28 protein-coding genes are annotated in these 25,505 nt (G+C 67.3%); 17 read left to right on the top strand and 11 right to left on the bottom strand.

Going from position 1 to position 25,505, the window contains the following annotated elements; translation table 11 throughout:
- Positions 1-12: 12 nt before the first annotated feature.
- Entirely contained in the window at positions 13-927 is a 915-nt protein-coding gene (locus ATE71_RS06340; RefSeq protein WP_058802595.1) for a dihydrodipicolinate synthase family protein, read from the bottom strand.
- A gap of 44 nt (positions 928-971) precedes the next feature.
- Between ATE71_RS06340 and ATE71_RS06345 the strand changes: the two genes are divergently transcribed.
- Complete coding sequence (locus ATE71_RS06345) at positions 972-2,249, top strand: NAD(P)/FAD-dependent oxidoreductase (protein ID WP_235587928.1); 1,278 nt, start codon at positions 972-974, stop codon at positions 2,247-2,249.
- Position 2,250: 1 nt separating this feature from the next.
- The gene (locus tag ATE71_RS06350) at positions 2,251-3,453 is read left to right on the top strand and encodes a M24 family metallopeptidase (protein ID WP_058802596.1); all 1,203 of its coding nucleotides are present in this window, start codon (positions 2,251-2,253) and stop codon (positions 3,451-3,453) included.
- A 156-nt stretch (positions 3,454-3,609) separates the two neighbouring features.
- Here ATE71_RS06350 and ATE71_RS06355 read toward each other — a convergent pair whose 3' ends face one another.
- Positions 3,610-4,122: a DUF4402 domain-containing protein gene (locus tag ATE71_RS06355; RefSeq protein WP_235587929.1), complete on the bottom strand. Its 513-nt coding sequence runs from the start codon at positions 4,120-4,122 to the stop codon at positions 3,610-3,612.
- A gap of 95 nt (positions 4,123-4,217) precedes the next feature.
- Between ATE71_RS06355 and ATE71_RS06360 the strand changes: the two genes are divergently transcribed.
- The 5 genes from ATE71_RS06360 (at position 4,218) to ATE71_RS06380 (ending at position 9,836) form a co-directional block, all read left to right on the top strand.
- The gene (locus ATE71_RS06360) at positions 4,218-5,285 is read left to right on the top strand and encodes a type III polyketide synthase (RefSeq protein ID WP_058802597.1); all 1,068 of its coding nucleotides are present in this window, start codon (positions 4,218-4,220) and stop codon (positions 5,283-5,285) included.
- The gene (locus ATE71_RS06365; protein WP_058802598.1) at positions 5,282-5,995 is read left to right on the top strand and encodes a methyltransferase domain-containing protein; all 714 of its coding nucleotides are present in this window, start codon (positions 5,282-5,284) and stop codon (positions 5,993-5,995) included. The genes ATE71_RS06360 and ATE71_RS06365 overlap by 4 nt, the downstream gene beginning before the upstream one ends.
- Positions 5,992-7,089 carry an NAD(P)/FAD-dependent oxidoreductase gene (locus ATE71_RS06370; RefSeq protein WP_201022927.1) on the top strand — a complete coding sequence of 366 codons (1,098 nt, stop codon included), beginning with the start codon at positions 5,992-5,994 and terminating at the stop codon, positions 7,087-7,089. The genes ATE71_RS06365 and ATE71_RS06370 overlap by 4 nt, the downstream gene beginning before the upstream one ends.
- 95 nt (positions 7,090-7,184) lie before the next feature.
- Positions 7,185-7,592 carry a peptide-methionine (R)-S-oxide reductase MsrB gene (gene msrB / locus ATE71_RS06375; protein ID WP_058802600.1) on the top strand — a complete coding sequence of 136 codons (408 nt, stop codon included), beginning with the start codon at positions 7,185-7,187 and terminating at the stop codon, positions 7,590-7,592.
- A gap of 54 nt (positions 7,593-7,646) precedes the next feature.
- Positions 7,647-9,836 carry a transglycosylase domain-containing protein gene (locus ATE71_RS06380; RefSeq protein ID WP_058802601.1) on the top strand — a complete coding sequence of 730 codons (2,190 nt, stop codon included), beginning with the start codon at positions 7,647-7,649 and terminating at the stop codon, positions 9,834-9,836.
- Here the strand turns inward: ATE71_RS06380 and ATE71_RS06385 are convergent.
- The 3 genes from ATE71_RS06385 to ATE71_RS06395 are packed head-to-tail and all read right to left on the bottom strand — an operon-like array spanning position 9,833 to position 11,638.
- Positions 9,833-10,564, bottom strand: coding sequence for a M48 family metallopeptidase (locus ATE71_RS06385; RefSeq protein WP_235587930.1), 732 nt, complete (start codon positions 10,562-10,564; stop codon positions 9,833-9,835). The genes ATE71_RS06380 and ATE71_RS06385 overlap by 4 nt on opposite strands.
- Entirely contained in the window at positions 10,545-10,997 is a 453-nt protein-coding gene (locus ATE71_RS06390; protein ID WP_058802602.1) for a YcgN family cysteine cluster protein, read from the bottom strand. Before ATE71_RS06390 ends, ATE71_RS06385 begins: the two co-directional genes overlap by 20 nt.
- Positions 10,994-11,638, bottom strand: coding sequence for an SCO family protein (locus tag ATE71_RS06395; RefSeq protein ID WP_082665113.1), 645 nt, complete (start codon positions 11,636-11,638; stop codon positions 10,994-10,996). The genes ATE71_RS06390 and ATE71_RS06395 overlap by 4 nt, the downstream gene beginning before the upstream one ends.
- 87 nt (positions 11,639-11,725) lie before the next feature.
- On the opposite strand from ATE71_RS06395, the gene ATE71_RS06400 reads away from it, so the two are divergent.
- Genes ATE71_RS06400 through ATE71_RS06415 form a run of 4 tightly spaced genes read left to right on the top strand, consistent with a single transcriptional unit; the run spans position 11,726 to position 14,722 of the window.
- A complete protein-coding gene (locus ATE71_RS06400) occupies positions 11,726-12,346 on the top strand; it encodes an ankyrin repeat domain-containing protein (protein WP_058802603.1) in 621 nt (206 codons plus the stop codon).
- Between the two features lie 57 nt (positions 12,347-12,403).
- On the top strand, positions 12,404-13,678 hold the full coding sequence (gene ribB / locus ATE71_RS06405) for a 3,4-dihydroxy-2-butanone-4-phosphate synthase (RefSeq protein ID WP_058802691.1): 1,275 nt from the start codon (positions 12,404-12,406) through the stop codon (positions 13,676-13,678).
- Positions 13,678-14,103: a 6,7-dimethyl-8-ribityllumazine synthase gene (ribH, locus tag ATE71_RS06410; RefSeq protein ID WP_058802604.1), complete on the top strand. Its 426-nt coding sequence runs from the start codon at positions 13,678-13,680 to the stop codon at positions 14,101-14,103. The genes ribB and ribH overlap by 1 nt, the downstream gene beginning before the upstream one ends.
- Positions 14,096-14,722: a hypothetical protein gene (locus ATE71_RS06415; RefSeq protein ID WP_058802605.1), complete on the top strand. Its 627-nt coding sequence runs from the start codon at positions 14,096-14,098 to the stop codon at positions 14,720-14,722. The genes ribH and ATE71_RS06415 overlap by 8 nt, the downstream gene beginning before the upstream one ends.
- Positions 14,723-14,761: 39 nt before the next feature.
- Here ATE71_RS06415 and ATE71_RS06420 read toward each other — a convergent pair whose 3' ends face one another.
- Positions 14,762-15,847 carry an alkene reductase gene (locus ATE71_RS06420; RefSeq protein ID WP_058802606.1) on the bottom strand — a complete coding sequence of 362 codons (1,086 nt, stop codon included), beginning with the start codon at positions 15,845-15,847 and terminating at the stop codon, positions 14,762-14,764.
- 113 nt (positions 15,848-15,960) lie between these two features.
- On the opposite strand from ATE71_RS06420, the gene ATE71_RS06425 reads away from it, so the two are divergent.
- Genes ATE71_RS06425 through ATE71_RS06450 form a run of 6 tightly spaced genes read left to right on the top strand, consistent with a single transcriptional unit; the run spans position 15,961 to position 20,752 of the window.
- The gene (locus ATE71_RS06425) at positions 15,961-16,866 is read left to right on the top strand and encodes a DMT family transporter (RefSeq protein ID WP_235587931.1); all 906 of its coding nucleotides are present in this window, start codon (positions 15,961-15,963) and stop codon (positions 16,864-16,866) included.
- 5 nt (positions 16,867-16,871) lie between these two features.
- A complete protein-coding gene (locus ATE71_RS06430) occupies positions 16,872-17,537 on the top strand; it encodes a COQ9 family protein (protein ID WP_058802608.1) in 666 nt (221 codons plus the stop codon).
- A 53-nt stretch (positions 17,538-17,590) separates the two neighbouring features.
- Complete coding sequence (locus tag ATE71_RS06435; protein WP_058802609.1) at positions 17,591-17,839, top strand: FeoA family protein; 249 nt, start codon at positions 17,591-17,593, stop codon at positions 17,837-17,839.
- Entirely contained in the window at positions 17,836-19,695 is a 1,860-nt protein-coding gene (gene feoB, locus ATE71_RS06440) for a ferrous iron transporter B (RefSeq protein WP_058802610.1), read from the top strand. Before ATE71_RS06435 ends, feoB begins: the two co-directional genes overlap by 4 nt.
- Before the next feature lie 32 nt (positions 19,696-19,727).
- A complete protein-coding gene (ssb, locus tag ATE71_RS06445; RefSeq protein WP_058802611.1) occupies positions 19,728-20,267 on the top strand; it encodes a single-stranded DNA-binding protein in 540 nt (179 codons plus the stop codon).
- Positions 20,268-20,281: 14 nt separating this feature from the next.
- Positions 20,282-20,752, top strand: a complete 471-nt coding sequence (locus ATE71_RS06450) for an MmcB family DNA repair protein (protein WP_058802612.1) — start codon at positions 20,282-20,284, stop codon at positions 20,750-20,752.
- A gap of 3 nt (positions 20,753-20,755) precedes the next feature.
- Here the strand turns inward: ATE71_RS06450 and ATE71_RS06455 are convergent, their stop codons facing one another.
- The 5 genes from ATE71_RS06455 to ATE71_RS06475 all read right to left on the bottom strand — a co-directional run bounded on the left by ATE71_RS06455 (position 20,756) and on the right by ATE71_RS06475 (position 25,440).
- A complete protein-coding gene (locus tag ATE71_RS06455) occupies positions 20,756-21,373 on the bottom strand; it encodes a riboflavin synthase (RefSeq protein WP_058802613.1) in 618 nt (205 codons plus the stop codon).
- Positions 21,374-21,380: 7 nt separating this feature from the next.
- On the bottom strand, positions 21,381-22,325 hold the full coding sequence (ribD, locus tag ATE71_RS06460; RefSeq protein ID WP_058802692.1) for a bifunctional diaminohydroxyphosphoribosylaminopyrimidine deaminase/5-amino-6-(5-phosphoribosylamino)uracil reductase RibD: 945 nt from the start codon (positions 22,323-22,325) through the stop codon (positions 21,381-21,383).
- Between the two features lie 35 nt (positions 22,326-22,360).
- The gene (locus ATE71_RS06465) at positions 22,361-22,828 is read right to left on the bottom strand and encodes a hypothetical protein (protein WP_058802614.1); all 468 of its coding nucleotides are present in this window, start codon (positions 22,826-22,828) and stop codon (positions 22,361-22,363) included.
- Positions 22,829-23,143: 315 nt separating this feature from the next.
- Entirely contained in the window at positions 23,144-23,605 is a 462-nt protein-coding gene (locus ATE71_RS06470) for an acyl-CoA thioesterase (protein WP_058802615.1), read from the bottom strand.
- Positions 23,606-23,613: 8 nt separating this feature from the next.
- Complete coding sequence (locus tag ATE71_RS06475) at positions 23,614-25,440, bottom strand: aminopeptidase P family protein (RefSeq protein WP_058802616.1); 1,827 nt, start codon at positions 25,438-25,440, stop codon at positions 23,614-23,616.
- Positions 25,441-25,505 lie beyond the last annotated feature (65 nt).

Consider the following 25,505-nt stretch of genomic DNA (forward strand, 5'->3'; position numbering starts at 1 on the left):
CTCCCCGCCTAGTCAGGCCGCCAGCTTGCTCGGTTGGGTCGCCGCGCATTTTTCGACCATCGCGATCACATCCTTGCGGCGTTGGCCGGCGAGCGGCAGGCGCGGCAGCCGCACGCGTTCGGACCCGCGTCCCATGATCGCTTCGGCAAGCTTGATCGACTGGACGAGATCATGTTCGGCGTCGAGGTGGAGCAGCGGCATGAACCAGCGATAGATGGCCCGCGCCTCGTCATATTTGCCCTCGTTGAACGCCTCGACCAGGCGGACCGATTCGGTCGGGAAGGCGCTCGTCAGCCCGGAAACCCAGCCGCTGGCGCCGAGGAACAGGCCCTCGAGCGCGACATCATCGAGCCCAGCCATCATCGTGTAGCGGTCGCCGAAGCGGTTGAAGACGTCGGTGAAGCGGCGCGGATCAGGCGCGCTTTCCTTGACCGCGACGATATTGGGCACGTCGCGCAGCGCTTCGAGCGTCGCGAAATCGACATCGACGCGATAGGCAGGGGGATTGTTGTAGAGCATGATCGGCAACGCCGTCGCTTCGGCTACCGCGCGGAAATGCGCCTGCAGTTCTTCGGGCGTCGGCACATAGACCATCGCGGGGAGCAGCATAAGCGCGTCGGCGCCCAGTTTTTCGGCGTCCTTCGCATATTGGACTGCACGCGCGGTGGTCAATTCGGATATCCCGGCGACGATCGGCACGCGACCTGCGATCGCCTCGACGGCGCCCGTCAGCACCTTGCGCTTCTCATCGGGTTCGAGCGAGTTATTCTCGCCGCAGGTGCCGAGGATGATGAGCCCGGTCACGCCGTCGTCGACGAGCGCGCTCTGCACGCGCTGGGTCGCAGTGTAATCTACCGACAGATCTTCGCCGAATTGAGTGGTAGCTGCGGGATATACGCCTTCCCACAGGGTCCTTATCACGCTCATTCATACCTCCGTTGAAGCCTCAGATCGTATACGATATATGATAAATGATGCCAAATGATTTTCCATCGCGCGTCCCCGACCCGCACACGGCCGTCGTCATCGGCGGTGGCGTAGTCGGCCTTGCCACTGCCATCGCGCTGCAAAAGCGGGCCATTGCTACCCTGTTGATCGATTCGCCCCTGCTGGTTCCGAGGGCGTCATGGGGCAATGCGGGCCATATCGCCATCGAGCAGATCGAACCGCTCGCCTCGCGCGCAACGATCCGGTCGATGCCGCGGCGCCTGTTCTGGCGCGGCGGCGCGCTGTCGCTGCCGCTGCGCGATATCGCGGCGTGGCTGCCCTTCGCGCTGCGACTGGTCGCCGCGACGCGTCCGGTGCGATTCGCGTGCGGCTGCGCGGCACTGTCCGACGCGATGGGCGATGCGATGGGTGCCTGGCGCCGGCTGCTCGGCGACATCGGTGCGCCCGACCTGCTGATCGAGGACGGCCATTATATTATGTGGGAAAGCGCGGCGAGCGCCGCAAAGGGGCGGGCGCACTGGTCCGCCGCGGATATCGGCCGCGCGTCGATGCGCGACGCGACTGCGGACGAACTCGAACGACTCGCGACGCTGACCTCGGCGCCGGTTGCCGGCGCGGTGCACATCGCGGGGTCGGGGCAGATCGCCGACCTCGATGCGCTCGGCGCTGCGCTGCGCGCGGGCTTCGACGCCGCCGGGGGCATACGAATCGAGGCGCGGATCGACCGGCTGGTGGTCGAGGACGGCCGCGCCATCGCCGTCGCCGCCGACCGGACACGCCACGCGGCCGACGCGATGATCGTCGCGGGCGGCGCCGCATCGGGCGCGCTGCTCGGGCCGGTCGGGCACCGGGTGCCGATCATCGCCGAGCGGGGTTATCATATCCAGTCGGCCGAAACCGACTGGCCGCGCGACATGCCGCCGGTGGTGTTCGAGGACCGGTCGATGATCGTCACGCGCTTCCGTTCTGGGCTGCGGGCGGCAAGCTTCGTCGAATTCGGCCGCGGCGCGAGCCCCGCCGATCCGCGCAAATGGGCACGGCTGCGCCGTCATGTCGCCGCGCTCGGCCTGTCCTTCGGCTTGCCCGGCGCCGAATGGATGGGCGCGCGGCCGACGCTGCCCGACTATCTGCCCGCGATCGGGCGGAGCGACCGGGCGGCGAACCTCTTCTATGCCTTCGGGCATCAGCATCTCGGCTTGACGCTTGCCGCGACGACGGGCGACGCCGTCGCCGCGATCGTCGCGGGCGATGCCCCGCCTTTCGACCTTGCCCCCTTTGACCTCAACCGTTTCGGAGCCTGACATGACCAGCGGAATCGGCGGATCGACCGCCGCACAGGAACTTGCCACCATCGCCCCTTGGGCCGACCGCGCGGCGCCGATCACCGCCGACGAGCGCGAGGCGCGTATCGAAAAGGCGCGGCGGCTGATGCACGCGAACGGCGTCGACGCGCTGCTGATCGGGGCAGGCGCGAGCCTGCGCTATTTTGCCGGCATCCCATGGGGGGCGAGCGAACGTCTCGTCGCGATGCTGCTCCCCGCGCGCGGCAAACCGATCGTCATTGCGCCGGCTTTCGAGCTCGGCACGCTCGAGGCCGATCTGAAGATCACGGTCGAATTGCGCCTGTGGGAAGAGGATGAGAGCCCGTCGACGCTCGTCGTCGGTGCGCTACGTGAATTGGGCGCGACGCGGCTCGCGATCGATCCCGCGATGGCGTTCCTGTTCGTCGATCGCATCCGCCGCGCCGGGCCGTCGCTCGACCTGATCGACGGCGGCCCGGTCGTCCACGGTTGCCGGATGTATAAATCCGCCGCCGAGCTCGCGCTGCTCCAGCAGGCGAAATCGATGACACTCGAAGTACATCGCCGCGCGGCGCGCATCCTGGTCCCCGGCATCCGCGCGAGCGAGGTCACGCGTTTCCTCGATGAAGCGCACCGCAAAATCGGGGCGTCCGGCGGGAACAGCTTCTGCATCGTCCAGTTCGGCCGCGCGACCGCCTTCCCGCACGGGCTTCCCGGCGACGCGATCTTGCAGGAGGGTGATGTGGTGCTGATCGACGTCGGCTGTGTCATCGAAGGCTATAACTCGGACATCACGCGCACCTATGTTTTCGGCGAGGCCGACGCCGAACAGCGGCGCATGTGGACGCTCGAACAGGAGGCGCAGGCCGCCGCATTCGACGCTGCGCGCCCCGGCTTGTCGTGCGAAGCGGTCGATGCCGCAGCGCGCGCGGTGCTCGAAGCGGCGGGGCTCGGTCCCGATTACCGCCTGCCCGGCCTGCCGCACCGCACCGGGCACGGCATCGGCCTGTCGATCCACGAGCCCGCCTATCTGGTGCGCGGCGACACGACCCCGCTTGCGCCCGGCATGTGCTTCTCGAACGAACCGATGATCGTGATCCCCGACCGCTTCGGCATCCGGCTGGAGGATCATTTCTACATGGCCGAGGACGGTCCGCGCTGGTTCACCGAACCTTCGCCCGCGATCGACCGGCCGTTCGGCTAGCCGAGCAGCGCCCGCACATCTTCGTAGAGCGAACGCGGCAGCCGTGCGCCCTGCCCGGTGATTGCGTCGAACACCGCGCCCGTCGCGAAATCGAACACATAGGGTAGGCGCCTGGGCTGGGCCAGCCGAAGGCGATCGGGTTGGTCCCGTCCTTGCCTATTGATATTCCACTGTCACGGGAATGCGCCCGCGATAGTCGCCGTCGCTGGCGCCGTCGACCTGGAGCCGACCGCCGAAACGAAAGACGAGACGGCCGTCGGGGCCGAGCCGCGGCGCCGCCGACAGGTCGGTCGCGAGCCCGGTTACGCGCGCGGTGCGCCCGTAACCGCCTTCGAGATCGACCGTCGCGGGCAAAATCACCCGCACGTCCGCGCCCGGCTCGCCCCGCACGGTCACGACGCCGGTCAGCGCGAAACCGCCCAGGTCGACGACATCGCCGCGCACCCGGCGCGCGCCCGACATCGGATCGATCTCGACCTCGCCGCCCATCGCGCCGACCGCCACGCGGCCCAGGTCGAGCTGGGTTTCGACCTCGACGCGCAGCGGCACCTCGGCCCTACGCGCTGCGATCGCGCCGTCCTTGCCCTGCCCGCAGAGCAGGCATTGGGCGGCCGCAACCGGCGCACCGGCAACGGCCAGCATGGCCCCGAGGACAAGACGCAGTTTCACCGCTCCTCCGCTAACCCGGTCATGGTTAAGTCCGCGTAAACCGACCTGCGCGCTAATCGCTGGTCAGTGCTCGGCTTTTCGGTCACATGTGCGCGATGGACACCCCGCCGTTCCCCCGACTGAACGCTCTCGCCACTGCGGTGCCGGGCCATGACGTCCATCAGGCCTTCATCGACTGGGCAACGCCGCGCATCGCCGACGAGCGGACGCGCGCGATCTTTACCCGCATGGCGGCACGATCGGGAATCGAGCATCGCTGGTCGGTGCTGCCGCCGACCGCGGACGGCGGCTCCCCCGTCTCGCCTGGCGGCTTTTACGACGTCGCCGGCCTGCCGCCGACCTCGGCGCGCATGGCCGCCTATGCGCGCCACGCGCCCGGGCTGGCGATGCAGGCGATCACCGCGCTCGGCGACGCGTTCGATCCGGGGCGCATAACGCATCTTGTCGTCGCGAGTTGTACCGGGTTCGTCGCGCCGGGGATCGACCAGATCATCGCGCGGCGGCTCGGCCTTTCGGCCACCGTCGAGCGCGTGCTGATCGGCTTCATGGGCTGCTATGCCGGGGTCACCGCGCTGCGCAGCGCGCGGCATATCGTGCGGTCAGAACCCGGCGCGGTCGTGCTGATGGTGAGCGTCGAGTTGTCGACGCTGCACCTCAGCCTCGCCGACGCGCCCGAACCCCTGCTCGCGATGCTTCAGTTCAGCGACGGCGCGGCGGCGGGGATCGTATCGGCCGCGCCGCACGGCCCCGAACTCGGCGAGGGACGGAGCCTCGCGCTCGAAGACAGCGCCGAGTTGATCCGCTGGGACATCGGCGACAAGGGTTTCGAAATGACGCTGTCGGGCGAGGTGCCGGGGCGGCTGCGCGAGGCGCTCGCTAATCCGGACGTCCAGCGCGAGCTGTTCGGCGACAGCGGCGCGCCGCCGCTGCTCGCGGTCCATGCCGGAGGCCGGTCGGTGCTCGATGCGGTCGAACATGCGCTGGGCGCCGAACCGCACGCGCTTGTCGACAGCCGGTCGGTGCTCGCGCGGTTCGGCAATATGTCGTCAGCGACGATCCTGTTTGTGCTCGCCGAGATGATGGCACGCGGCGCGCGCGGCGACGGGATCGCGATCGCCTTTGGCCCCGGGCTCGCCGCCGAGGCGATCCGGTTCCGGGCATGAATCCCTTCGCCAGCCTTCGTATCCCGATCGCGCGCGAAGAGGAGATGGACGCCGCCGACCTGTCGCCTGAAGATTACGCGCGCGTGCTTGCCGACCTGTCGCGGATCAACGCGCTGACCATGGCGCCGCGTCCGACGCTCGGTTTCCTCGACCGGGTGCGCAAGCGCGGCGTTGGCGAACGGCCTTGGCGCATCCTCGACGTCGGGTTCGGCGCCGGCGACATGCTCGCGCGGATCGCGCGCTGGGGCGATAAGCGAGGGATCGCGCTCGATCTGGTCGGCGTCGATCTCAATCGCAAGAGCGAGGCGGTGGCGGCGGTGCGGCTTGGCGGGCGGGCGCGGCTGATCACCGGCGATTATCGCGCGCTCGCGGGACAAGGGTGGGACATCATCCTGTCCAGCCTCGTCACGCATCATATGACGCCCGCGCAGCGTAGCGAGTTCCTCCTCTTCATGGAGCGCGAGGCGGCGCGCGGCTGGCTGGTGAACGACCTGCACCGCCAACGCCTGCCCTTTGCCAGTTATCCGCTGCTCGCGACATTGGCGTGGGTGGACCCGATTGTGCGGCGCGACGGGCAATTGTCGGTCGGACGCAGCTTCCGCCATTCCGAATGGCGGGCGATGCTGGCCGAAGCGCTACCCGAAGCGGCGCCCGGCTGCCGTATCTTTCGCAGTTTCCCCTACCGGCTTTGCGTCGAGCGGATCCGGTGAGCGACGCGATCGTCGTCGGCGCCGGGCCGGCCGGGTCGGCGGCGGCGATCGGGCTGGCCCGCGCCGGTGCAAGCCCACTCCTGCTCGAACGCGCGCGCGAAACGGGCGACGCGCTGTGCGGCGGTTTCCTGAGCTGGCAGACGCTGTCGCGGCTCGATGCGCTGGGGATCGACCGCGCGCTGCTCAGCGGGCAGACGGTCCGGCGCGTACGGCTGTTCGCGGGACTGCGGCAATGCGAAACGCCGCTGCCCGGCGAGGCTATGGGCGTGTCGCGACGAACGCTCGACGGCGCGCTGCAGGCAGCGGCGATAGCCGCCGGGGCGGGCCTCGAACGCGGCGTCCACGCAACCGCGCTCGAAAATGGCGCGGTGCAGACGCGCGACGGGGCGATATTGCGGGCACCCGCGATATTTCTCGCCGCAGGCAAGCATGGCTTTCGGGGCTTTCCACGCGAACCCGGAAAATGGCAGCGGACCGACCCGGTGATGGGCCTGCGGCTACGCTTGCCGCCCCACCCGGCGCTCGACCGGCTCGTCGGCGACGCAGTCGAACTGCACCTCTTCGACCGGGGCTATGCGGGGCTCGTGCAACAGGAGGGCGGCAGCGGCAATTTATGCCTAGCGGTCCATAAATCGCGGCTCGACGAAGTCGGCGGCGATCCGGCTGCGCTGCTCCGCGCGCTGGGCGACACCCTGCCGCATCTGGGCGACCGACTTGCTCACGCCGGCGGATCGCGCGGCGTCGATGCGATCGGCCACGTTCCCTATGGCTGGCGGACGGCCGAGACGGCGCCCGGCCTGTTCCGGCTGGGCGACCAGGCGGGAGTCATCCCGAGCCTTGCCGGCGAAGGCATGGGGCTCGCCGTCGCGAGCGCCAACGCTGCCGTGGCGGCTTGGCGCGACGGCGGCGGCTCGGCGTCACCGGGCTTTCAGCGCAGGCTCGCGGCGCGCATGACGCGCCCCTTCGCGCTCGCGAACCTCGTCTGGCGACTGGGTGAAAATCCGCGCGCCGCCGGGCCGATGACGGCGGCAGCGTCACTTTTTCCGTCGTTGGCGCGAATAGTGTCGCGAACGACGCGCATCCGCGGCGGCTGATTCCGCTCCGCCCCTTGCGGCAGCGCCCCCACCGACCGATATTATGGACAATGACTGGCGCCCGCCCGGCGGCACGCCCCCGAAGGAGATCTATCATGACCGATCCCGTCACCCGCAAAAAGCTCGACCCGATGACGCATCACGTGCTGCGCGAAGGCGGCACCGAGCGCGCCTTCACCGGCAAATATACCGATCACAAGGGCGACGGCGTCTATCGCTGCGCCGGCTGCGGCGAGCCCCTGTTCGACAGCCGCACCAAATATGACAGCGGATCGGGCTGGCCGAGCTATACCGCGCCTGCCGGCGCTCATGCGGTGACCGAACACCACGACATGAGCCACGGCATGATCCGCACCGAAGTGCGCTGCGCCAAATGCGAAGGCCATCTCGGCCACGTCTTTCCCGATGGTCCCGGACCCGAGGGTCTGCGCTATTGCATCAACAGCGCGGCGCTTGACTTCGCGGACCGCTCGCCGGATGAGGCGTCAACCGGCGAAGGCTGACACGGCCTCCGCTACTGACGCATCAGGGGCGACGCGAGGGAAGGAATACGGGCTTTGCGCCGCGAAAGACAGCAGGCTTCGTCGAACAAATCGTCATCGTCCAGCAAGCGCAGCGCCACGCCCGGCGGCGAGCCGCCGCGCTGGCGCGTCTGGCTGCGCCGCATTTTCCGCTGGGGCCTCGGCCTCGCGGTCGTCGCCTTCGTCGCGCTCGGCGTGGCGGTCGGCATCGCGGTGCAGCGCATGCCGAGTTTCGAGGAACTCAAGAAATCGCCAGCGGGTCAGACGATCCGCGTCCGCGCCGCCGACGGCACCGTCTTCCTGTCGCTCGGCCCCAATTACGGCCGCTGGCTGACGCTGCGCGAAACGCCGCAGGTGATGCAGGATGCGATGGTCGCGGTCGAGGACCGGCGCTTTCGCTATCACCCCGGCGTCGATCCCGTAGGTATGGCGCGCGCTGCGGTGTTCGCGGCGCAAAATTACGGCACCGGGCGGCGCATGCAGGGCGCATCGACGATCACGCAGCAACTCGCGCGCAACATCTTCCTGTCGAACAGCTATACCTGGGCGCGCAAGATGCGCGAAATGATCCTGTCGCTTGCGCTCGAATGGAAATTCTCGAAGGACGAAATCCTCGAACTCTATCTGAACAAGGTCTATTTCGGCGGCGGCAGCTATGGAATCGACGCCGCATCGAACAGCTTTTTCGGGCATAGCGCGACCGAAATGTCGCTGTCCGAAGCGGCGGTGGTGGCCGGATTGGTCAAGGCACCGTCGCGCTATTCGCCGACCGCCGACGCACAGGCCGCATTGGGCCGCGCCGGTGTGGTGCTGAGCGTCATGGTCGATGCCGGCGTCATCACGCAGGCACAGGCCGATGCCGCCGAGCCCGCCAACGTCCAACTCGCCAAGGAAACAGGGCAGAACAGCGCGCGCTATTTCAGCGACTGGGCGCTGCCGCAACTCGACATGCTGATCGACGAGGGCAGCGAGGCGCTCGACGTCTATACCACCATCGACCTCGGCATGCAGCGCGCCGCCACCGCGGCGATCCAGGCCAATACCCCGCGCGGGGTGCAGGGCGCGCTCGTCTCGCTCGACCGCGACGGCGCCGTGCGCGCGATGGTGGGCGGCACCGACTATGTTGCCTCCAACTACAACCGCGCGACGCAGGCGCTGCGCCAGCCGGGGTCGGCGTGGAAGCTGTTCGTGTATATGGCGGCGCTGGAGGCGGGGTATAAGGTCGACGATCCGGTGGTCGACGAACCCGTGACGATCAACGGCTGGAGCCCGCGCAATTCGTCGGGACGCTTTGCAGGAACAATGGATCTGCGCAGCGCCTTTGCCTATTCGGTCAACACGGTGGCGGCAAAGCTCGGCGACGAAGTCGGCTTTTCCTCGGTCGCCAATATGGCGCGCCGCTTCGGCATCACCACCCCGATCAACACGCATCCGTCGATGGTGCTCGGCAGCGCCGAAGTGCGCGTGATCGACATGACCGCCGCCTTTGCCGCCGTGTCACGCAAGGGTGTTTCGGTGCAGCCCTACGGAATCACCAAGGTGACGACGGCCGACGGCCGCCTGCTGTATCAGCGCCCCGCCGAACGCGGACAGGTCCTGGTCGACAGCTGGGTCGCCGCCGGGATCACCGACCTGCTCCAGACCGCGGTCAATACTGGGACCGGCAGGGCGGCGCAGATCGGCCGCCCCGTCGCGGGCAAGACCGGCACGACGTCGAGCAACAAGGACGGCTGGTTCCTCGGCTTTTCGAGCGGCATCACCACCGGCGTGTGGATGGGCCGCGACGATGCGAAGGCCGTTGGCGGACTTCAGGGCGGCCGCGCGCCGGCGAGGGCCTTTGCCGATTATATGCGCGTCGCGGTCGCACGGCGTCCGGTCGAACAGTTCGACACCGAGGTCGTGCTGCCCGAATGGCAACTCGAGGACGAGGGCGAGGCCTATCTGGGCGAGCCGGGCGAAGAGGGTTTCGTCGACGAGAATGGCATGCCGATCGAGCTGCCCGCCGCCCCGCCGGTGCCGGACGACGGCGATGTGCCGCCGCCCGCCGACGAGGGCCCGATCTTGAACCAGCAGTGGATCGAGGAGCAGACAGGACGCCGCCCCCCGGCCGACAGCGTCAGCGCACCGAAGAACGGCGCCGCGCCCAAGGCGCCCGCCCTGCCCAAGATCGTGCCGCCGCCCGCCAAGACACCCCCGGCGCGTAATCAGTCCGGCGATTCGAACTAGGCCGTAAAACGATAGCGGTGAAGCCCGCGGCCTTCGCGCCGCAGCCAGCCGCGCGCCGCTGCGACGTCGCCGTCGTGCAGCCGATCGACCAGCGCGTGAAACGCCGCGCTATGGTCCATGTGCCGAAGATGCGCGACCTCGTGCGCGACCGTCGCGCGGCGGACATGGTCGGGCGCCATCACGAGCCGCCAGCTATAGCGCAGGTCGCCGTCATGCGTACAGCTGCCCCAGCGGCTGCGCGGGTCGCCAACGCCGACGCGACCGACCAACAGGCCCGCCGCCGCCGCGATTTCGCGGCTTTCGCGCGCCATCAGGTCGAGCGCCTCGGACTTCAGCCAGCGTTCGATGCGCCGGCCCACCGTCTCGGCGGGGCCACCGACATGCAACATGCCTGCATCGAGGCGGATCGCGCGCGGTGCGCTTGCCGACCATTCGATGTGGCGCGCAACGCCGCGGAACGGGATCGACGCACCAGGTCCGACGGCCACGGGCAACACCGCCTTGCCGACCTGTTCGACGAGCCAGGCCTGCTGTTCGCCCGCCCATTTGAGCGCCGCGCGCTCGCTGGCGCGCCGCGGCACCGTCAGCCGCAGTTCGCCACGTGCGCCGTCGAAGACAAGCCGATAGCGGCGCGACTGTGCATGCCGCACGACGCGAACCGGCCAAGCATCGCCCGCCACCCATATGTGCGGCCCGTCCGCCGCCGGATCAAACGATACGTTCGACAAGATGATTTTCCAGCGGCCCGGCGACTTCCTCGCCGACCGCCCAGCCGACGATCGATTCGCCTGCGCGGTGCACGGCATCACGATCGCCGCAGACCAGATAATGCCAGCCCGGAAGCGGCGCGCCCTCGGCGCGCAAGCGATAGGCGCAGGTCTGGGGCAACCATTCGAGGTCGTCGACCTTCGCCCTGGTCAGCGTCAGGCAATCGGGAACATGGCGGCGGCGATGTTTGTAATCACCACAGCGCGCGGTCGAAAGGTCGAGCAGGCGGCACGCGACATTGGTCGGATAGATGCGACCCGTGTCCTCGTCCTCCAGCTTGTGGAGGCAGCATTTGCCGCAGCCGTCGCACAAGGCTTCCCATTGCCCGGCGTCGAGGCTGGCAAGCGGCGCTTCCCAGAAGGGGCGCTCCGATATCGCCCCCGCTGCCATCATTTCACCCACTTCGCCAGCTCGGCCGCGACCTTGTCGGGCGCGCCCTCGTCCACGTCGGACGAAGGATCGTCGAGCGGCAGCAGCGCGACCGGCTTGCCGTCGGGGTCCATCAGGAAAGCGAGCTGGCTGTGCGCCATCAGGTAACGGTCGGGGGCCGAACCCGGCACCTTGTTATAGGTGACGACATAGGCCTTTGCGACACTGGCGATCTGTTCGGGCGTCCCGGTGAGGCCAAGCAGCCGCGGATGGTAGCGCGCGACAAAGGGCCCCAGCGCCGCGGGGGTATCGCGTTCGGGGTCGATGGTGACGAACAGCGGCTGCACCTTCGTCCCCCGCACGCTGTCCGCCTTTTCGAACATCGACAGGCCGCGCATCAGCTTTTGCAGGTCGACCGGGCAGATATCGGGGCAAAAGCTGTAGCCGAAATAGACAAGGCGATAGCGGCCGGCAAAATCCGTATCGCGCACCGTCTTGCCATTCTGGTCGGTCAGGGTGAAGGGTCCGCCGATGCGCGCGCCGTCGAGCGGCGGCTTTGCCGAAGGCGCATCGCCCGGGGCGTTGCACGCCGCGAGCGCCGCACCAAAAAGCAGGATCAGGCTTGCGCGGACGAGCTTTTGTCCGATATCTGCGATATTCATCATGCAGCCAGCCTTGGTCGGCTAGCCGCCGAAAATCAACTCTTGTCGTCGCCTGCGCGATGGACAAATCGCCTCAGGGGTCGCCCTATCATGTTTCGACGCGCGGAGTTTCGCCTCGCCTCCCTCTTTCTCGCCGCCATGGCGGTCGCAGGAATGCTTCATGGCCCGGCCGCCGCGCAATTCCGCGGCGGCTACGCCTTCCTTCAGGCGGTCGACAACCGCGACGGGACCAAGGCGACCGAAGCGCTGAAGGACGACCCCTCCTTCGTCAACACACGCCATCCCGACAACGGCGAAACCGCCCTCGCCATCGTGACCAAGCGGCGCGACATCACCTGGCTGCGCTTTCTCCTGGGCAAGGATGCCGACCCCTCGATCGGCGACCGGCAGGGCATGACGCCGCTGATGCACGCGGCGCTGCTCAACTTCACCGACGGCGCGCAGGAAATGATCGAGCGCAAGGCGCCGGTCGATCAGACCAACCGGCGCGGCGAAACCGCGTTGATCCTGGCGGTGCAGGCCAAGAACGCCGCGATGGTGCGATTGCTGGTGCGCAACCGCGCCGATCCCGACAAGACCGACCATGTCGCCGGCATGTCGGCGCGCGACTATGCCAAGCGCGACGACCGGACCGGACAGATTACGGCCATCCTCGACACCAAGCCCGACGCGCCGACCCGTGACCTGGGGCCGCGGATCGGACCCAATTGATCAGCTCAATGTGATATCTGGATTGACTATCACATTATGATGTGAGACATGCGACTCATGTCTACACAGCTCATTGAGCGCATCCGCGCCATCGTCGACGACGGCTCCATGTCGCGCTCGGGCCTTGCCCGTGCCGCGGGGCTGCATGCCAACAGCCTGCGCGACCTCGAATCGCCCGGCTGGAACCCCACTGCCGAAACGCTGCGCAAGCTCGAAAATTGGCTCGCGACCGGCAGCGACATCTCGCCGATGGCGACGCCGGAAGAGATCATCGCCGAGGCGCGCAACGGGCGCATGTTCATCCTCGTCGACGACGAAGACCGCGAAAATGAAGGCGACCTCGTCATTCCCGCGCAGATGGCGACCCCTGACGCGATCAATTTCATGGCAACGCACGGCCGCGGGCTGGTCTGCCTGACGCTGACCAAGGCGCGCGTCGATACGCTCGGGCTCGAACTGATGAGCCGTAACAACGGCACGCGGCACGAAACCGCCTTCACCACCTCGATCGAGGCGCGCGAAGGCGTTACCACGGGTATTTCGGCGGGCGACCGCGCGCGCACCGTTGCCGTGGCTATCGACGCCGGCAAGGGCCGCGACGACATCGTCACCCCCGGCCATATCTTCCCGCTGATCGCGCGCGACGGGGGCGTCCTCGTCCGCGCCGGCCACACCGAGGCGTCGGTCGATATCGCGCGCCTCGCCGGTCTGAACCCGTCGGGTGTGATCTGCGAGATCATGAACGACGACGGCACGATGGCGCGGCTCGACGATCTGATCCCCTTCGCGCGACGCCACGGACTGAAAATCGGCACGATCGCGGACCTCATCGCCTATCGCAACCGCACCGACCGGCTGGTCGAATGCGTGTCGGACGAGCCGTTCGAATCGGATTATGGCGGCGACTGGCGGCTCAAATCCTATCGCAACAAGATCGATGGCAGCGTCAATCTGGTGCTGCAGAAGGGGCCGGTCGACCCCGACGGCGTGACATTGGTCCGGATGCATCCGGTATCGATCTTCGACGATATCATGGGCCGCCCCGGACCCAAAAAGCGTCGCCTGCAACGTTCGATGGACGCGATCGGCGAGGCGGGCAGCGGCGTGATCGTGATGCTGATGCGCCCGCTGCCCGGATCGGCCGATGCCGACGCGATTCCGCCGTCGTCGGGCGGCATGGACCTTCGCACCTACGGGATCGGCGCCCAGATCCTCGCCGACCTTGGCGTGCATGCGATGGAACTGCTCACCCCTACCCACAGCAATATCGTCGGCCTCGAAGGCTATGGCCTGTCGATCGTCGGCGAACGCCCCATTCCCGGAGAAGCCTGATGGCGCATGTCCTGATCGTCGAAGCTCGTTTCTATTCGCACCTCAACGACATGCTGATCGACGGCGTGCGCAGCGCGCTCGAGGCCGAGGGGCACAGCCATGACACGGTGACCGTCCCCGGCGCGCTCGAAGTCCCCGCGGCGATTTCGCTCGCGGCCGACAGCGGCCGTTACGACGCCTATGTTGCGCTGGGGGTGGTGATCCGCGGCGAAACCTATCATTTCGAGGTCGTGTCGAACGAAAGCGCGCGCGGCATCATGGCGTTGACGCTCGACGGGCTTGCGATCGGTAACGGCATCCTCACCGTCGAAAATGAAGAACAGGCGCTTGCGCGCGCCGACAAGACGCGCAAGGATAAGGGCGGCGAAGCGGCGAAGGCCGCGCTCGCGATGCTCGCGCTCAAGGAACAATTCGGCATTGGTTGACCGCCCACCCCCCAGCCGTTTTTCCGTCGTCGAGCGCGGCGCGCGGCTGGTGGTGATCGACCGCGACACCGGTCAGACGCCGCCGAGCGCGGCCGAGCGCATGGCCGAGCATGACCGGCGGATGGGGAATGACCGGATCGTGCCCGCGGCGCGTCCAGCGGCGGCAGAACCCGCACCGGCCGTGCTCGCCGAGCCGGCGCCGCAACGCCAGCCGTCCCGCCCGCCGAACGAACGGATGGCGGCGGCGGTGGCCGAAATGACCCGCAAGCAGCCCTGGAGCCAGAAGCCGAAGGGCGCCGCGCAGCAATCGCAACCGGCGCGCATCAGGGCGCGCCCGCAGCCGACCGCGACCACGGGCGCCCTCAAGACGATCGTCACGAGCAAATGGTGGGATGCGAAGGGCCCGCGCACGATCGAACTGGGGCCGCAGGGCCAGCGCGAACTGACCGGCGGTTTCATGACGCTGGTTTTCGTCGCGCTGATCGCCGCGATCGTGGCGCTGTTCGTCGCCCCGGTCCTGCTGTTTGCCGCGGCATTCCTGCTGTTCCGCTTCGGGGGCAATATCCTCGGCCCGATCGGCGCCGGCCTGATCGACAAGGCGCTCGCCCAGAAGGGCTAGACGCCGCCCCCGCACAACCGGGAGCGGCGCTCGTCTGCGTCAGGCGTTCACCAGCGCCGGATAATCGGTGTAGCCCACGGGCCCCGGTGAATACCAGGTCTGCGGATTGTCGGCGGCCCATTCGGCGCCACTGCGAATCCGTTCGACAAGGTCTGGGTTGCCGATGAAGGGCCGTCCGAACGCGATCGCATCGGCCGCGCCGCCTGCCAGCGCCGCCTCGGCGAGCGCGACGTCATAGTCGCTGTTGAGGATCAACGGGCCCTTGAACGCCTGCCGGATCGCCGGCGACTGCTTCGGCACGTCAGTCTTGCCGAAGGTGCCGTCGGGACCGGGTTCGCGCAGCTCGAGAAAGGCAATGCCGAGCGCATCGAGCGCCGCGGCGGCGGCGGGGAACAATTTCTCGGGCGCGCTGTCGTCGACGCCCTGCGTCTCGCCATTGGGCGACAGGCGCACCGCGACGCGGTCCTTGCCCCACACGCCGATCAGCGCCTCGGTCACCTCGCGCAGCAGGCGGATGCGGTTCTCGACCGGACCGCCATAATCATCGTCGCGCAGGTTCGATCCGTCGCGCAGGAACTGGTCGATCAGATAGCCGTTCGCGCCGTGCAGTTGCACCCCGTCGAACCCGGCCTTTTTCGCATTTTCGGCCGCTTTGACATAATCGCTGATCACCCGCGGGATTTCGTCAAGGCGCAGCGGGCGCGCCTCTTCGAGGTCGAGCCGCCCGACCGGCGTATGCGCGCGGCCGGTGCCCTTCGTCGCCGACGCCGACACCGGCTGCTTGCCGTCGTTGAACACCGAATGGACCAGCCGGCCCATGTGCCAGAGCTGGGCGACGATGCGCCCGCCGGCTTCGTGCACGGCGTCGGTGACGGGCTTCCAGCCTTCAACCTGCGCATCGGTCCACAGCCCCGGTGCGTTCGGCCAGCCAAGGCCTTCCTGCGAAATGCCTGTGGCTTCGGAAATTATCAGCCCGGCCGAGGCGCGCTGGCGGTAATAGTCGCGCGCAAGCTCGTTCGGCACAAAGCCCGGCCCGGCACGCCCGCGCGTCAGCGGCGCCATGATGATGCGGTTCGGCGCGTCGATCGCGCCTAATTTGATCGGATCGAACAGTGATACGGCCATGTTTCCTCCACGTTTCACTTTTTCATGGGCGACCCCATCGGTCGCCGCTATGGCCCGCGAAGCTATGGATGCAGCGGTGCCGGCACAATGGTACGTAGCAAAAGAAAATCTAAATGACAGCGAAGATGGACAGGATTGACGCGGGCGTCGGCACGGGGGCCGGTCGCTGGGCGTTCGCCGCGCTGATCGGTGGCAATGTCGCGCTGTCGCTCGGCGCGATGCTCGTCCGCCTCGCCGATACGGGTCCGACCGCCTCCGCTTTCTGGCGCATGACGATCGCGCTTCCGTTGATCCTGCTGTTTGCTTGGCGCGAAAGCGACCGACGCACGCCGCCGCGCCCGGCGGTGCTCGTCGCCGCGGTCGCGGGCATTTTTTTCGCGCTCGACCTCTCAGCCTGGCACATCGGCATCCTTCATACCAAGGTCGCCAACGCCACCCTGTTCGGCAATTGCGCCAGCCTGTTGCTCGTCCTGTGGGGCGTCTTCATGACGCGCACCCTGCCGCGCGGCTGGCAGGCGCTTGCCGTGCTGCTTGCCTTTGCCGGATCGGCGCTGCTCATGGGGCAAAGCTATGAATTGTCACCCGACTATCTGCTCGGCGATCTTTTGAGCCTGCTCGCGGGCCTGCTCTACACCTGTTACGTTATCCTGATGCAGCGCGTTCGCGGCACGCTTGCGCCGTGGACCGCGCTCGGCGTCGCCTCGGTCGTTTGCGTCCCTGTCCTGCTGGGCACCGCACTGACGCTGGGCGAGGCGATCGTGCCGCGCGACTGGACCCCCCTCATCCTGCTGGCGCTGACCAGTCAGGTCATCGGCCAGGGGCTGATGATCTGGTCGCTTCCGCGCTTCCCGCCGCTCGTTCTCGGACTGACATTGTTGGTTCAGCCTGCGATTGCCGCGCTCGCCGGCTGGCTGATGTTCGATGAACGGTTGAGCACGGTCGATATTTTCGGCGGCATGCTGGTCGGTGCGGCGCTGGTCCTGATAAGGTTGCCGAGCCGCCGTGCGGCGCCTATCTGAACGTCATGGCTTCGATCCTTCCCGCTGACCCCACCCTCGACGAGATTCGCGCCGCGCTCGCGCCGCTGATCGCCGCGTCGGCCGCCTTCGACGGGTTCGGCGATGCCGCGCTAGCGGACGCTGCGGCACGCGTCGGCGTCGATCCCGATGTTGCGCGGCTCGCCTTTCCCGGCGGCGGGCGCGATATGGTCGATGCCTGGTTCGCCGATATCGACGCGGCGATGGAGGCGCGCTGGCCCGCCGAAAAACTTGCGGCGCTCAAAATCCGCGAACGCATCGCGACGCTCGTGGAAACGCGCATCAAGCTGCTTGCCCCCCACCGCGAATCGCTCCGCCGCGCGCTCGCGCTGCTCGCATTGCCGACCAATGCGCCGCACGCCGCGAAGCTCGGTTGGCGCGCTGCGGACCATATGTGGCGCCTCGCGGGCGATACGGCGACCGACTATAATCATTACAGCAAGCGCGCGATCCTCGGCGCCGTCTACGGCTCGACGATGGCGGTGTTCCTGAACGACGAGAGCGAGGGTTTCGCCGACACGCGCGCCTTCCTCGCACGCCGGATCGACCAAGTGATGCGCTTCGAAAGCTGGAAGCACCGCCGCGCCGCGCGCAGCGGCGAACGGCCAAGCCTCGCGCGTTTCGTCGGACGCCTGCGTTATCCGGGACGCTGATCGCCCAAGATAAGGGCTGGCGCTCGCCGAGTGTTATTGATAATCGCTCGCAAATGACTGCTTTGCTCGACAAGTCGCCTCTGGGCGTGATGGTGCGGATCGCCCGTATCGACTGGACCGCGATGTCCGACGACGAGGGACGGCGGCTGCGCGAATTCGGCCTGATCGAAGGGTGCGAGGTCACGCCGCACCACCGTGGCAGCATCTTTTCGCGCGACCCGCTCGCACTCACGGTCGGCCGCATGAAAGTGATCATCCGCGCGCGGCAGGCCGCCGCGATCACCGTCGAGCCCGCGGCATGACCGCCGCCATCCCCTCGATCGCGCTCGTCGGCAACCCCAATGCGGGCAAGTCGAGCCTGTTCAACGCGCTGACCGGCGCGCGGCAGAAGATCGCCAATTATCCCGGTGTCACCGTCGAGCGGAAAGCGGGGCACGCCAGCTTCGCCGACGGCCGCCCGCTGTCGCTGATCGACCTGCCCGGCACCTACAGCCTGACGCCCGCAAGCCTCGACGAGGCGGTGACGCGCGACGTCATCCTCGGCAAGCAGGAAGGCGAGACGCGCCCCGACGCGTTGATCGTCGTGCTCGACGCGGCGAACCTCGACAATCATCTCTGCTTCGCACTCGAACTGCTCGCGCTCGGCCTGCCGACCGTTGTCGCGCTCAACATGGTCGACCTTGCCGAGCGCGACGGGCTGACGCTCGACGCCGAACGGCTGTCGCGCGAACTCGGCGTGCCCGTCGTATCGACCGTTGCGGTACGCAAGCGCGGGCTGGCCGAGCTGCTTGCCGCGGTCGACGGCGCGATCCGGTCGCACCAGCCGCGCGAGGCGGCCGCTGCGCCGGCCAACGACGCCGCACTGCATCAGCGCGCCCGCTCGATCGCGCGCGCCGCGATCGTCAGCGAAACGCCGGTGCGCCGCTGGACGCAACGCGTCGACAATATCGTGCTGCATCCCGTCCTCGGCATGGTCATTCTGCTCGCGCTGATGTTCGTGATGTTCCAGGCGGTCTACGCCTGGGCCGGACCGCCCGCCGATGCGCTCGAAAGCCTTGTCGGGACGATGCAGGCGTGGGTCGTCGACAACATTCCACAGAATTTCCTGCGCGACCTCGTCGTCGAAGGCCTGCTCGCGGGCGTCGGCGCGGTCGTCGTCTTCCTGCCGCAGATCCTGATCCTCTTCCTCTTCATCCTTCTCCTCGAGGCGTCGGGCTACATGACGCGCGCCGCCTTCCTGATGGACGGGCTGATGGGCAAGGTCGGCCTGTCGGGGCGCGGCTTCATCCCGCTGCTCTCCAGCTTCGCCTGCGCCGTCCCCGGCATCATGGCCACGCGCGCGATTCCCGACGAAAAGGACCGGCTGACGACGATATTGATCGCGCCGCTGATGACCTGCTCGGCGCGGCTTCCGGTCTATGCGCTGATCATCGCCGCCTTCATCCCCAACCGCGGCGTCGGCGGCACCGGCATCGGGCTTCAGGGTCTGGTGCTCTTCGGCCTCTATCTCGCGGGCATCGTCGGCGCGCTCGTCGTCGCCTTTGCGCTCCGCCGCACGGTCGCCAAGGGCGCGGGCGCGGGTTTCATGATGGAAATGCCGCGCTACCAGATGCCGCAACTTCGCGACATCGCGCTCGGCCTGTGGCAGCGCGCATGGATCTTCCTGCGCCGCGCGGGCACGATCATCGCGATGACCACGGTCGTGCTGTGGCTGCTGCTGACCTTTCCGCAGGCGCCCGAAGGCGAAAGCCAGGTCGAATATAGCGTCGCCGGCCGCATCGCGAGCGGCCTCGAAGTGGTCGTCAAGCCGATCGGTTTCAACCATGATATCGCGCTCGCGCTGATCCCTGCGATGGCAGCGCGCGAGGTCGCGGTGTCGGCGATGGCGACCGCGAACGCGATCGACGCTGATGGCGACGAAGATGCAATGGCCGAGACGCTGGGCGAACGATTGCAGGGCAAGTGGAGCCTCGCGACCGCGCTTGCCTTCCTCGCCTGGTTCGTCTTCGCGCCGCAGTGCATTTCGACGATCGCGATCACCAAGCGCGAGACCAATGGATGGAAATGGCCGATGTTCATGGTTGGCTATTTGTTCCTGCTCGCCTATGCCGCTGCTGGTGTGACTTACTGGACAGCCGTCGCCTTTGGCCTAGGCTGATCCTCCCAACTTTTGAGCGGAGCGGAGCGGCGATGGCTGGCAGCGTCAACAAGGTAATTCTCATCGGCAATCTCGGCGCCGATCCCGAAATCAAATCGTTCCAGAATGGCGGCAAGATCGCCAACATCCGCATCGCGACCAGCGAACAGTGGAAGGACCGGATGACCGGCGAGCGCAAGGAGCGCACCGAATGGCATAATGTCGTGATCAACGGCGAAGGGCTGGTCGGCGTCGTCGAACGTTACCTCAAAAAGGGCTCGAAAGTTTATATCGAAGGTTCGCTGCGTACCCGCAAATGGCAGGACCGCGACGGCAACGACCGCTACACGACCGAGATCGTGATCGCGGGCATGGGCGGCACGCTGACCATGCTCGACGGCGCGCCCGGCGGCGGCGGATCGCGCGGCGGCGGCGACTGGGGGGGCGGTTCGTCGAGCGGCGGCGGCTGGGATCAGGGCGGCGGCTCCTCCGGCGGCGGCGGCTCGGGCGGCGGCTGGAACCAGGGTGGCGGCAGCTCGGGCGGCGGACGCCCGCCGTTCGACGACGATCTGGACGATGACGTCCCTTTCTGAGGACCAGCTGAGCGATGCGCGACCTGCTGACCGCCGCCGATGTCGCGCGCGGCGTGTGCCGGCTGTTCGCGCAGCAGGGACTGGTCGCGATTCCCGAGGTCACGCTGCCCAACGGGCGGCGCACCGACCTCACCGCGATCGACGCCAAGGGAAATATCACCATCGTCGAGATCAAGGTCAGCCGCGCCGACCTGCACGGCGACGGCAAATGGCCCGACTATTGCGACTGGTGCGACCGATTCTATTGGGCGCTCGCCTCCGGGCTCGACCCGGCGATCCTCGAAACCCCCGACTATCGTCCCGAAAGCTCGGGACTGATTATCGCCGACCGCTATGGCGCGGCGGTGGTGCGCGAAGCCGCAAACTGCAACCTCGCGCCCGCACGCCGCAAGGCCGAACTGCTGCGGATCGGGCGGCTCGCGATGCGCCGCTCGATGCTCGCCGCCGATCCCGAGCTCGCGGCGAACTGGGTCGAAGGTCAGTAGCGCCTAGGCGCCGCGCGCCTTCATCCGTGCGAGGTAACGCGCAAGGATATCGATCTCCAGATTGACCGGACGCCCCGCCGCGGCTTCGTCCAGCGTCGTCATCTCCTGCGTGTGCGGAATGATGTTGAGCGTGAAATGCGCCTCGCCGTCCGGTTGGTCGGTTACTTCGTTGACCGTCAGCGAGACGCCATCGACGGTGATCGACCCCTTGGGCGCAATATGCGGCGCGAGCGACGCCGGCGCGGCGACGGTGACGGTCACACTGTCGCCGACGGGTTCGACCGACACGATGCGGCCGATGTCGTCGACATGGCCGGTGACGATATGCCCGCCGAGTTCGTCGCCGATCTTGAGCGCGCGTTCGAGGTTGAGGCGGCGCCCCGCCTCCCACATCCCCGGCGCGGTGCGCGCGATCGTCTCGGCGCTCGCGTCGATCGCGAACCAGTGGCCGGCGGCGTCGGAGCCCTTGTCGACGACCGTCAGGCACGCGCCCGAACAGGCGATCGAGGCGCCAAGGTCGACGGTGCCGGTGTCATAGGCGGTGCCGATGACGAGCCGCGCGTCACCACGATCCTCGCGGCTGCGGATGGTACCGATGTCGGTGATGATGCCGGTGAACATAAAGCCCTCAAATGATCCTGATGCGTTCGTAGACGTCGAGCCGGTCGCTGCCAAGCCGGCGGCTGTCGGTAAGCCGCCAGCGCCCGTGCGCGGCGGACAGATCGGTGAGGCCGATATCGCCGAGCGCGGACCTGCCGCCGCCGATCAGAATCGGCGCGCGATAGAGCAGCAGCCGGTCGACGCGATCGGCGGCGAGGAAGGCGGAGGCGGCGCCGGCGCCGCCCTCGACGAGTAGCGAATCGACATCGCCCACGGCTTCGGGCGACGCCACGGCGACCCAGCCTTTGGGTGCGCTGCCGCGAGTGAGAAGTAGTTTCTTTGGGCTGCGATCCCCCAGCCCCGGCAGGCGCACGTCGAGTTTCGGCGCGTCGGCGGCGAGCGTTCCGCGCCCGACGAGGATCGCCTGATGCTGCGCGCGTTCGAGATGGCCGTGCGCACGCGCGCGTTCGCCGGTGATCCAGCGGCTCGCCCCGTCGGCGCGCGCGATGCAGCCGTCGAGCGAGGTCGCGAGCTTGAGCGTGACGAACGGCCGGCCTTCGCGTTGCCGCGTCCACCACGGCGCCATTGCGGCGCGCGCTTCGGTGGGCAGGACATTGAACAACACATCGATCCCCGCCGCCTGCAACTTCGCGATGCCCTTGCCGTCGGTGCGCATGTCGGGGTCCTGCGCGGCGATGACGGCGCGCGCGACGCCCGCGGCGATCAGCAGGTCGCTGCACGCCGCGCCGCGCGGGCTCGTGTGCGCACAGGGTTCGAGCGTGATATAGGCGGTCGCGCCGCCTGCCGCGTCCCCGGCGGCGGCGAGCGCCGCCGCCTCGGCATGTGGACGCCCGCCCGCCTGCGTCCAGCCGCGTCCAACAACCTTGCCGTCTTTGACGATCAGGCAACCGACATTGGGGTTTGGCGCCGATTCCGGCCGACCGCGCCGCGACAGGGCGATCGCCGCCGCCATCCAGTCGGCATCGGTCGGCGAACGTTTCACCGCGATCAGTCGGCGGTCTTGGGCTGCGCGCCGCGCGCCGCGCGTTCGGCGAGCGTCGAGCGTATCTGCACAGGCTCGGGCTTTTTCTTCGCCGCTGCCGCCGCTTCCTCGCCCAGCGTTTCGCGCGTCACCTTGTCGGCTTCGCTCGAATCATATTCGATGCCGAGGCTGTCGGCGAAGCGTTGATATTCGGCGCGCTTCTTAGCATTCTGCAGCGTCGTTTCCTTGGCGCGCGCGACCCAGTCGGCGCGAACCTCGGCGGCGCTGCGGTTCGCGGTCCAGTTTTCGAAATAGATGATTTGGGCTTTCGGCTTTTCATAAGGGATCAGATATTGCTCGACCCCGTTGAAAACGAGCCAGGTCAGCGCCAGCGCAACGCCCCAGATCGCCCAGCGATGGGGCCGGGGTTCGCGGATATAGGCCCAGAAATCGGACACGCCGCCGCCGATATCGGGTTTTTGAAACATCCTCATCGCGCCAATTTAGGCGATGTCGCGCCATTTTGCGAGAGGCCGCGAACATCGGTCGATTGCATCGGATGATCGCTGGGAACGTTATCGATTGCAAAAAATGCAAGTGCGGATGCTCTTTTCGCAGTTGCAACATTCATTGTGCAGTGCAATATCACACTTGCCTTTTAGGCATCCTCTCCCAAAACTTTCACGGGCCACCCTCGGGTGGCCCTTTTTTTTCGACTTTTTTGGTTGAGAGGGTCGATTCGGTTCTTTTCGTTCGATTGCGGCACCGGCCCCCACGTTTCCGCATCGCGGAAACTACTCAATATCTTGTCAGTCTTGCGTCGGGGTTCGGGTCTCGAATCGCCGCACTTCGGCAATAAAGCTTCCAGGCAACGGCGTTGGTTTTCCGCTGTCGGTATCGAGATGCGCATAGCTGATCTCGATGTCGGTCAGCCGCTCATTCCCGCGAAAAACGCCGCAATGAACCGTAAAGTTCGTGCGGCCGAAGCGACTGATTCGCGCCGCGATCGTGATCAGCTCGTCGAGTCGGGCAGGCGCATGATAATCGATTTCGCAATGCGTTTCGCGAATGTCTGTACCATATTGGTGAAAATAAGGGCCAGGCTGCCCCTCGCCAAGCGCGCGGAAATATTCGGTCACACCGATATCGGCATAGACCAGATAATTGGCATTAAAGACGATATTCTGGCCGTCGATCTCGTTGAAGCGAACGCGAACGCGCTCCTGCACGCGGAAATCGGCGAGCGGCACGTTGCTGCGATGCTCGGTCATACGCGAGCTCAGGCCGCGAGTGCGGCGGGTGCGCGATCGAGCGGCGCGCAAGCCGCCTCAAGCCACGCCCGCTCCTCGCCCTCGACGCCCCCGGCAAGCTTTTCGAACACCTCGGCGTGATAGGCGTCGAGCCAGTCGGCCTCGGCCGCCGACAGTAGCGACACATCGACCAGATTTTGCGCGATCGGCGCAAAGGTGATCGTCTCGAACCCCAGCATGTCCTCTTCGGCGCCGTCGATGCGGACCGGCGTGACGACGACGAGATTCTCGATGCGGATCCCGAAAGCACCCGCCTTGTAATAGCCAGGCTCGTTCGACAGGATCATGCCGGCGTGCAGCGGTTCCTCGGTTCCCGCCTGACCGCCCGCCGGCTTGGCGATGCGCTGCGGCCCTTCGTGCACCGCAAGATAGGATCCGACGCCGTGCCCGGTGCCATGCGCATAATCGACCCCGTCGGCCCACAGATATTGCCGCGCCAATATGTCTAGCTGGCTGCCGCGCGTCCCCTTGGGGAAACGCGCCGTCGCGAGCGCGATATGCCCCTTCAGCACCTGCGTGAAGCGGCGGCGCATCTCCGCGGTGGGTGTACCGATCGCAATCGTGCGCGTGATATCGGTCGTACCGTCGGCATATTGGCCGCCCGAATCGACGAGGTAGAGCGTCCCCGTCTCGATGGCGCGGTTGGTCGTTTCGTCGACCTTGTAATGTGGCAGCGCGCCATTGGGGCCGGCGGCCGAAATGGTGTCGAACGACAGGTCCTTGAGCCCGCCGTTGGCCTCGCGAAACTCGCGCAATTTTGCGGCAGCGCCGAGTTCGTCCAGCCCGCCCTCGGGCGCCACCTCTTCCATCCATTTGAGGAAGCGCGACACCGCGACGCCGTCGCGGACATGCGCAGCGCGCGTGCCGCTCAATTCGGCGTCATTCTTGATCGCCTTGGGCAGTACTGCGGGATCGCGATGGCGGGCGATCTTCGCGCCGGCGGCCTCGAGTGCGGTAAAGATCGCCGCGACGGCGCGGTCGGGATCGACCGCCACCTTCTTGTCCTTGAGGTCCGCGAGCGCCGCCTCGAACGCGGTGCGGTCATGGATCCGCACGCTGTTGCCGAGATGCGCGCGCACCGCGTCCGTGAGCTTTTCGGGCGCAATGAACAGATCGGCGGTCGCATCGGCGTGAAGGAGCGCAAAGGAGAGCCCGACCGGCGTGTGGCTGACGTCGGTGCCGCGGATGTTGAAGGTCCAGGCGATCGAATCGAGCGCCGTCATCACCGTGGTGTCGAGACCGTTCGCCTTCAGCCAGTCGGCGATGATCTCGCGCTTCTCGACCGCACCCTGTCCGGCAAGCGCGGCGTCGTGGACGGTCACCACCGCATTGCTCGGCGCCGGCTGGTCGTCCCACGCCGCGTCGAGCGGATTGGGCGTCACCGCGACAAGGGTCGCGCCCTTCGCCGCCATTGCCTTTTCCAGCCCCCGCGCCCAGTCGATGCCATGCAGCCACGGGTCGTAACCGACCTTCTGCCCGGCGCTCACATTGGCGCCGAGCCATTCGGTGACGCTCGACTGCGGCACGCCGACATAGTCGAACAGCGCCCCATCGACCTGGTCGCGCACCTGTACCGTATAGCGTCCGTCGACGAACACAGCCGCCTTTTCGGGCAGCACCGCCGCGGTCCCCGCCGATCCGCCGAAGCCGGTCAGCCACGCCATGCGCTGCGCATAGTCGCCGACATATTCGCTCATATGCTCGTCGCTGATCGGCACGACGAAGCCGTCGAGACCGCGGCGTGAGAGTTCGGCGCGCACGCGCGCGAGGCGTTCTGCATGGACGGGGCTGGACATCAGACGTTCCTTATTCCTACATCGGTCGATCCCGCCCAATCGGGCGACACCGCGGGGGATTTTCG

Origin of the sequence: Sphingopyxis sp. H115 (assembly GCF_001468465.1) — a bacterium.
In the GTDB taxonomy this organism is placed as follows: domain Bacteria; phylum Pseudomonadota; class Alphaproteobacteria; order Sphingomonadales; family Sphingomonadaceae; genus Sphingopyxis.

Excerpts from the sequence above, each read along its gene's own strand:
- ATE71_RS06350 (WP_058802596.1), top strand. The coding sequence starts at position 2,251 with ATGACCAGCGGAATCGGCGGATCGACCGCCGCACAGGAACTTGCCACC.
- ssb (WP_058802611.1), top strand. The coding sequence starts at position 19,728 with ATGGCTGGCAGCGTCAACAAGGTAATTCTCATCGGCAATCTCGGCGCC.
- ATE71_RS06420 (WP_058802606.1), bottom strand. The coding sequence starts at position 15,847 with ATGGCCGTATCACTGTTCGATCCGATCAAATTAGGCGCGATCGACGCG.
- ribD (WP_058802692.1), bottom strand. The coding sequence starts at position 22,325 with ATGGCGGCGGCGATCGCCCTGTCGCGGCGCGGTCGGCCGGAATCGGCG.
- ATE71_RS06450 (WP_058802612.1), top strand. The coding sequence starts at position 20,282 with ATGCGCGACCTGCTGACCGCCGCCGATGTCGCGCGCGGCGTGTGCCGG.
- ATE71_RS06360 (WP_058802597.1), top strand. The coding sequence starts at position 4,218 with ATGGACACCCCGCCGTTCCCCCGACTGAACGCTCTCGCCACTGCGGTG.
- ATE71_RS06400 (WP_058802603.1), top strand. The coding sequence starts at position 11,726 with ATGTTTCGACGCGCGGAGTTTCGCCTCGCCTCCCTCTTTCTCGCCGCC.
- feoB (WP_058802610.1), top strand. The coding sequence starts at position 17,836 with ATGACCGCCGCCATCCCCTCGATCGCGCTCGTCGGCAACCCCAATGCG.
- ATE71_RS06465 (WP_058802614.1), bottom strand. The coding sequence starts at position 22,828 with ATGAGGATGTTTCAAAAACCCGATATCGGCGGCGGCGTGTCCGATTTC.
- ATE71_RS06365 (WP_058802598.1), top strand. The coding sequence starts at position 5,282 with ATGAATCCCTTCGCCAGCCTTCGTATCCCGATCGCGCGCGAAGAGGAG.
- ATE71_RS06470 (WP_058802615.1), bottom strand. The coding sequence starts at position 23,605 with ATGACCGAGCATCGCAGCAACGTGCCGCTCGCCGATTTCCGCGTGCAG.
- msrB (WP_058802600.1), top strand. The coding sequence starts at position 7,185 with ATGACCGATCCCGTCACCCGCAAAAAGCTCGACCCGATGACGCATCAC.
- ATE71_RS06345 (WP_235587928.1), top strand. The coding sequence starts at position 972 with ATGATGCCAAATGATTTTCCATCGCGCGTCCCCGACCCGCACACGGCC.
- ATE71_RS06390 (WP_058802602.1), bottom strand. The coding sequence starts at position 10,997 with ATGATGGCAGCGGGGGCGATATCGGAGCGCCCCTTCTGGGAAGCGCCG.
- ATE71_RS06475 (WP_058802616.1), bottom strand. The coding sequence starts at position 25,440 with ATGTCCAGCCCCGTCCATGCAGAACGCCTCGCGCGCGTGCGCGCCGAA.
- ATE71_RS06430 (WP_058802608.1), top strand. The coding sequence starts at position 16,872 with ATGGCTTCGATCCTTCCCGCTGACCCCACCCTCGACGAGATTCGCGCC.
- ATE71_RS06455 (WP_058802613.1), bottom strand. The coding sequence starts at position 21,373 with ATGTTCACCGGCATCATCACCGACATCGGTACCATCCGCAGCCGCGAG.
- ATE71_RS06435 (WP_058802609.1), top strand. The coding sequence starts at position 17,591 with ATGACTGCTTTGCTCGACAAGTCGCCTCTGGGCGTGATGGTGCGGATC.
- ATE71_RS06425 (WP_235587931.1), top strand. The coding sequence starts at position 15,961 with ATGACAGCGAAGATGGACAGGATTGACGCGGGCGTCGGCACGGGGGCC.
- ribH (WP_058802604.1), top strand. The coding sequence starts at position 13,678 with ATGGCGCATGTCCTGATCGTCGAAGCTCGTTTCTATTCGCACCTCAAC.
- ATE71_RS06340 (WP_058802595.1), bottom strand. The coding sequence starts at position 927 with ATGAGCGTGATAAGGACCCTGTGGGAAGGCGTATATCCCGCAGCTACC.
- ribB (WP_058802691.1), top strand. The coding sequence starts at position 12,404 with ATGTCTACACAGCTCATTGAGCGCATCCGCGCCATCGTCGACGACGGC.
- ATE71_RS06395 (WP_082665113.1), bottom strand. The coding sequence starts at position 11,638 with ATGATGAATATCGCAGATATCGGACAAAAGCTCGTCCGCGCAAGCCTG.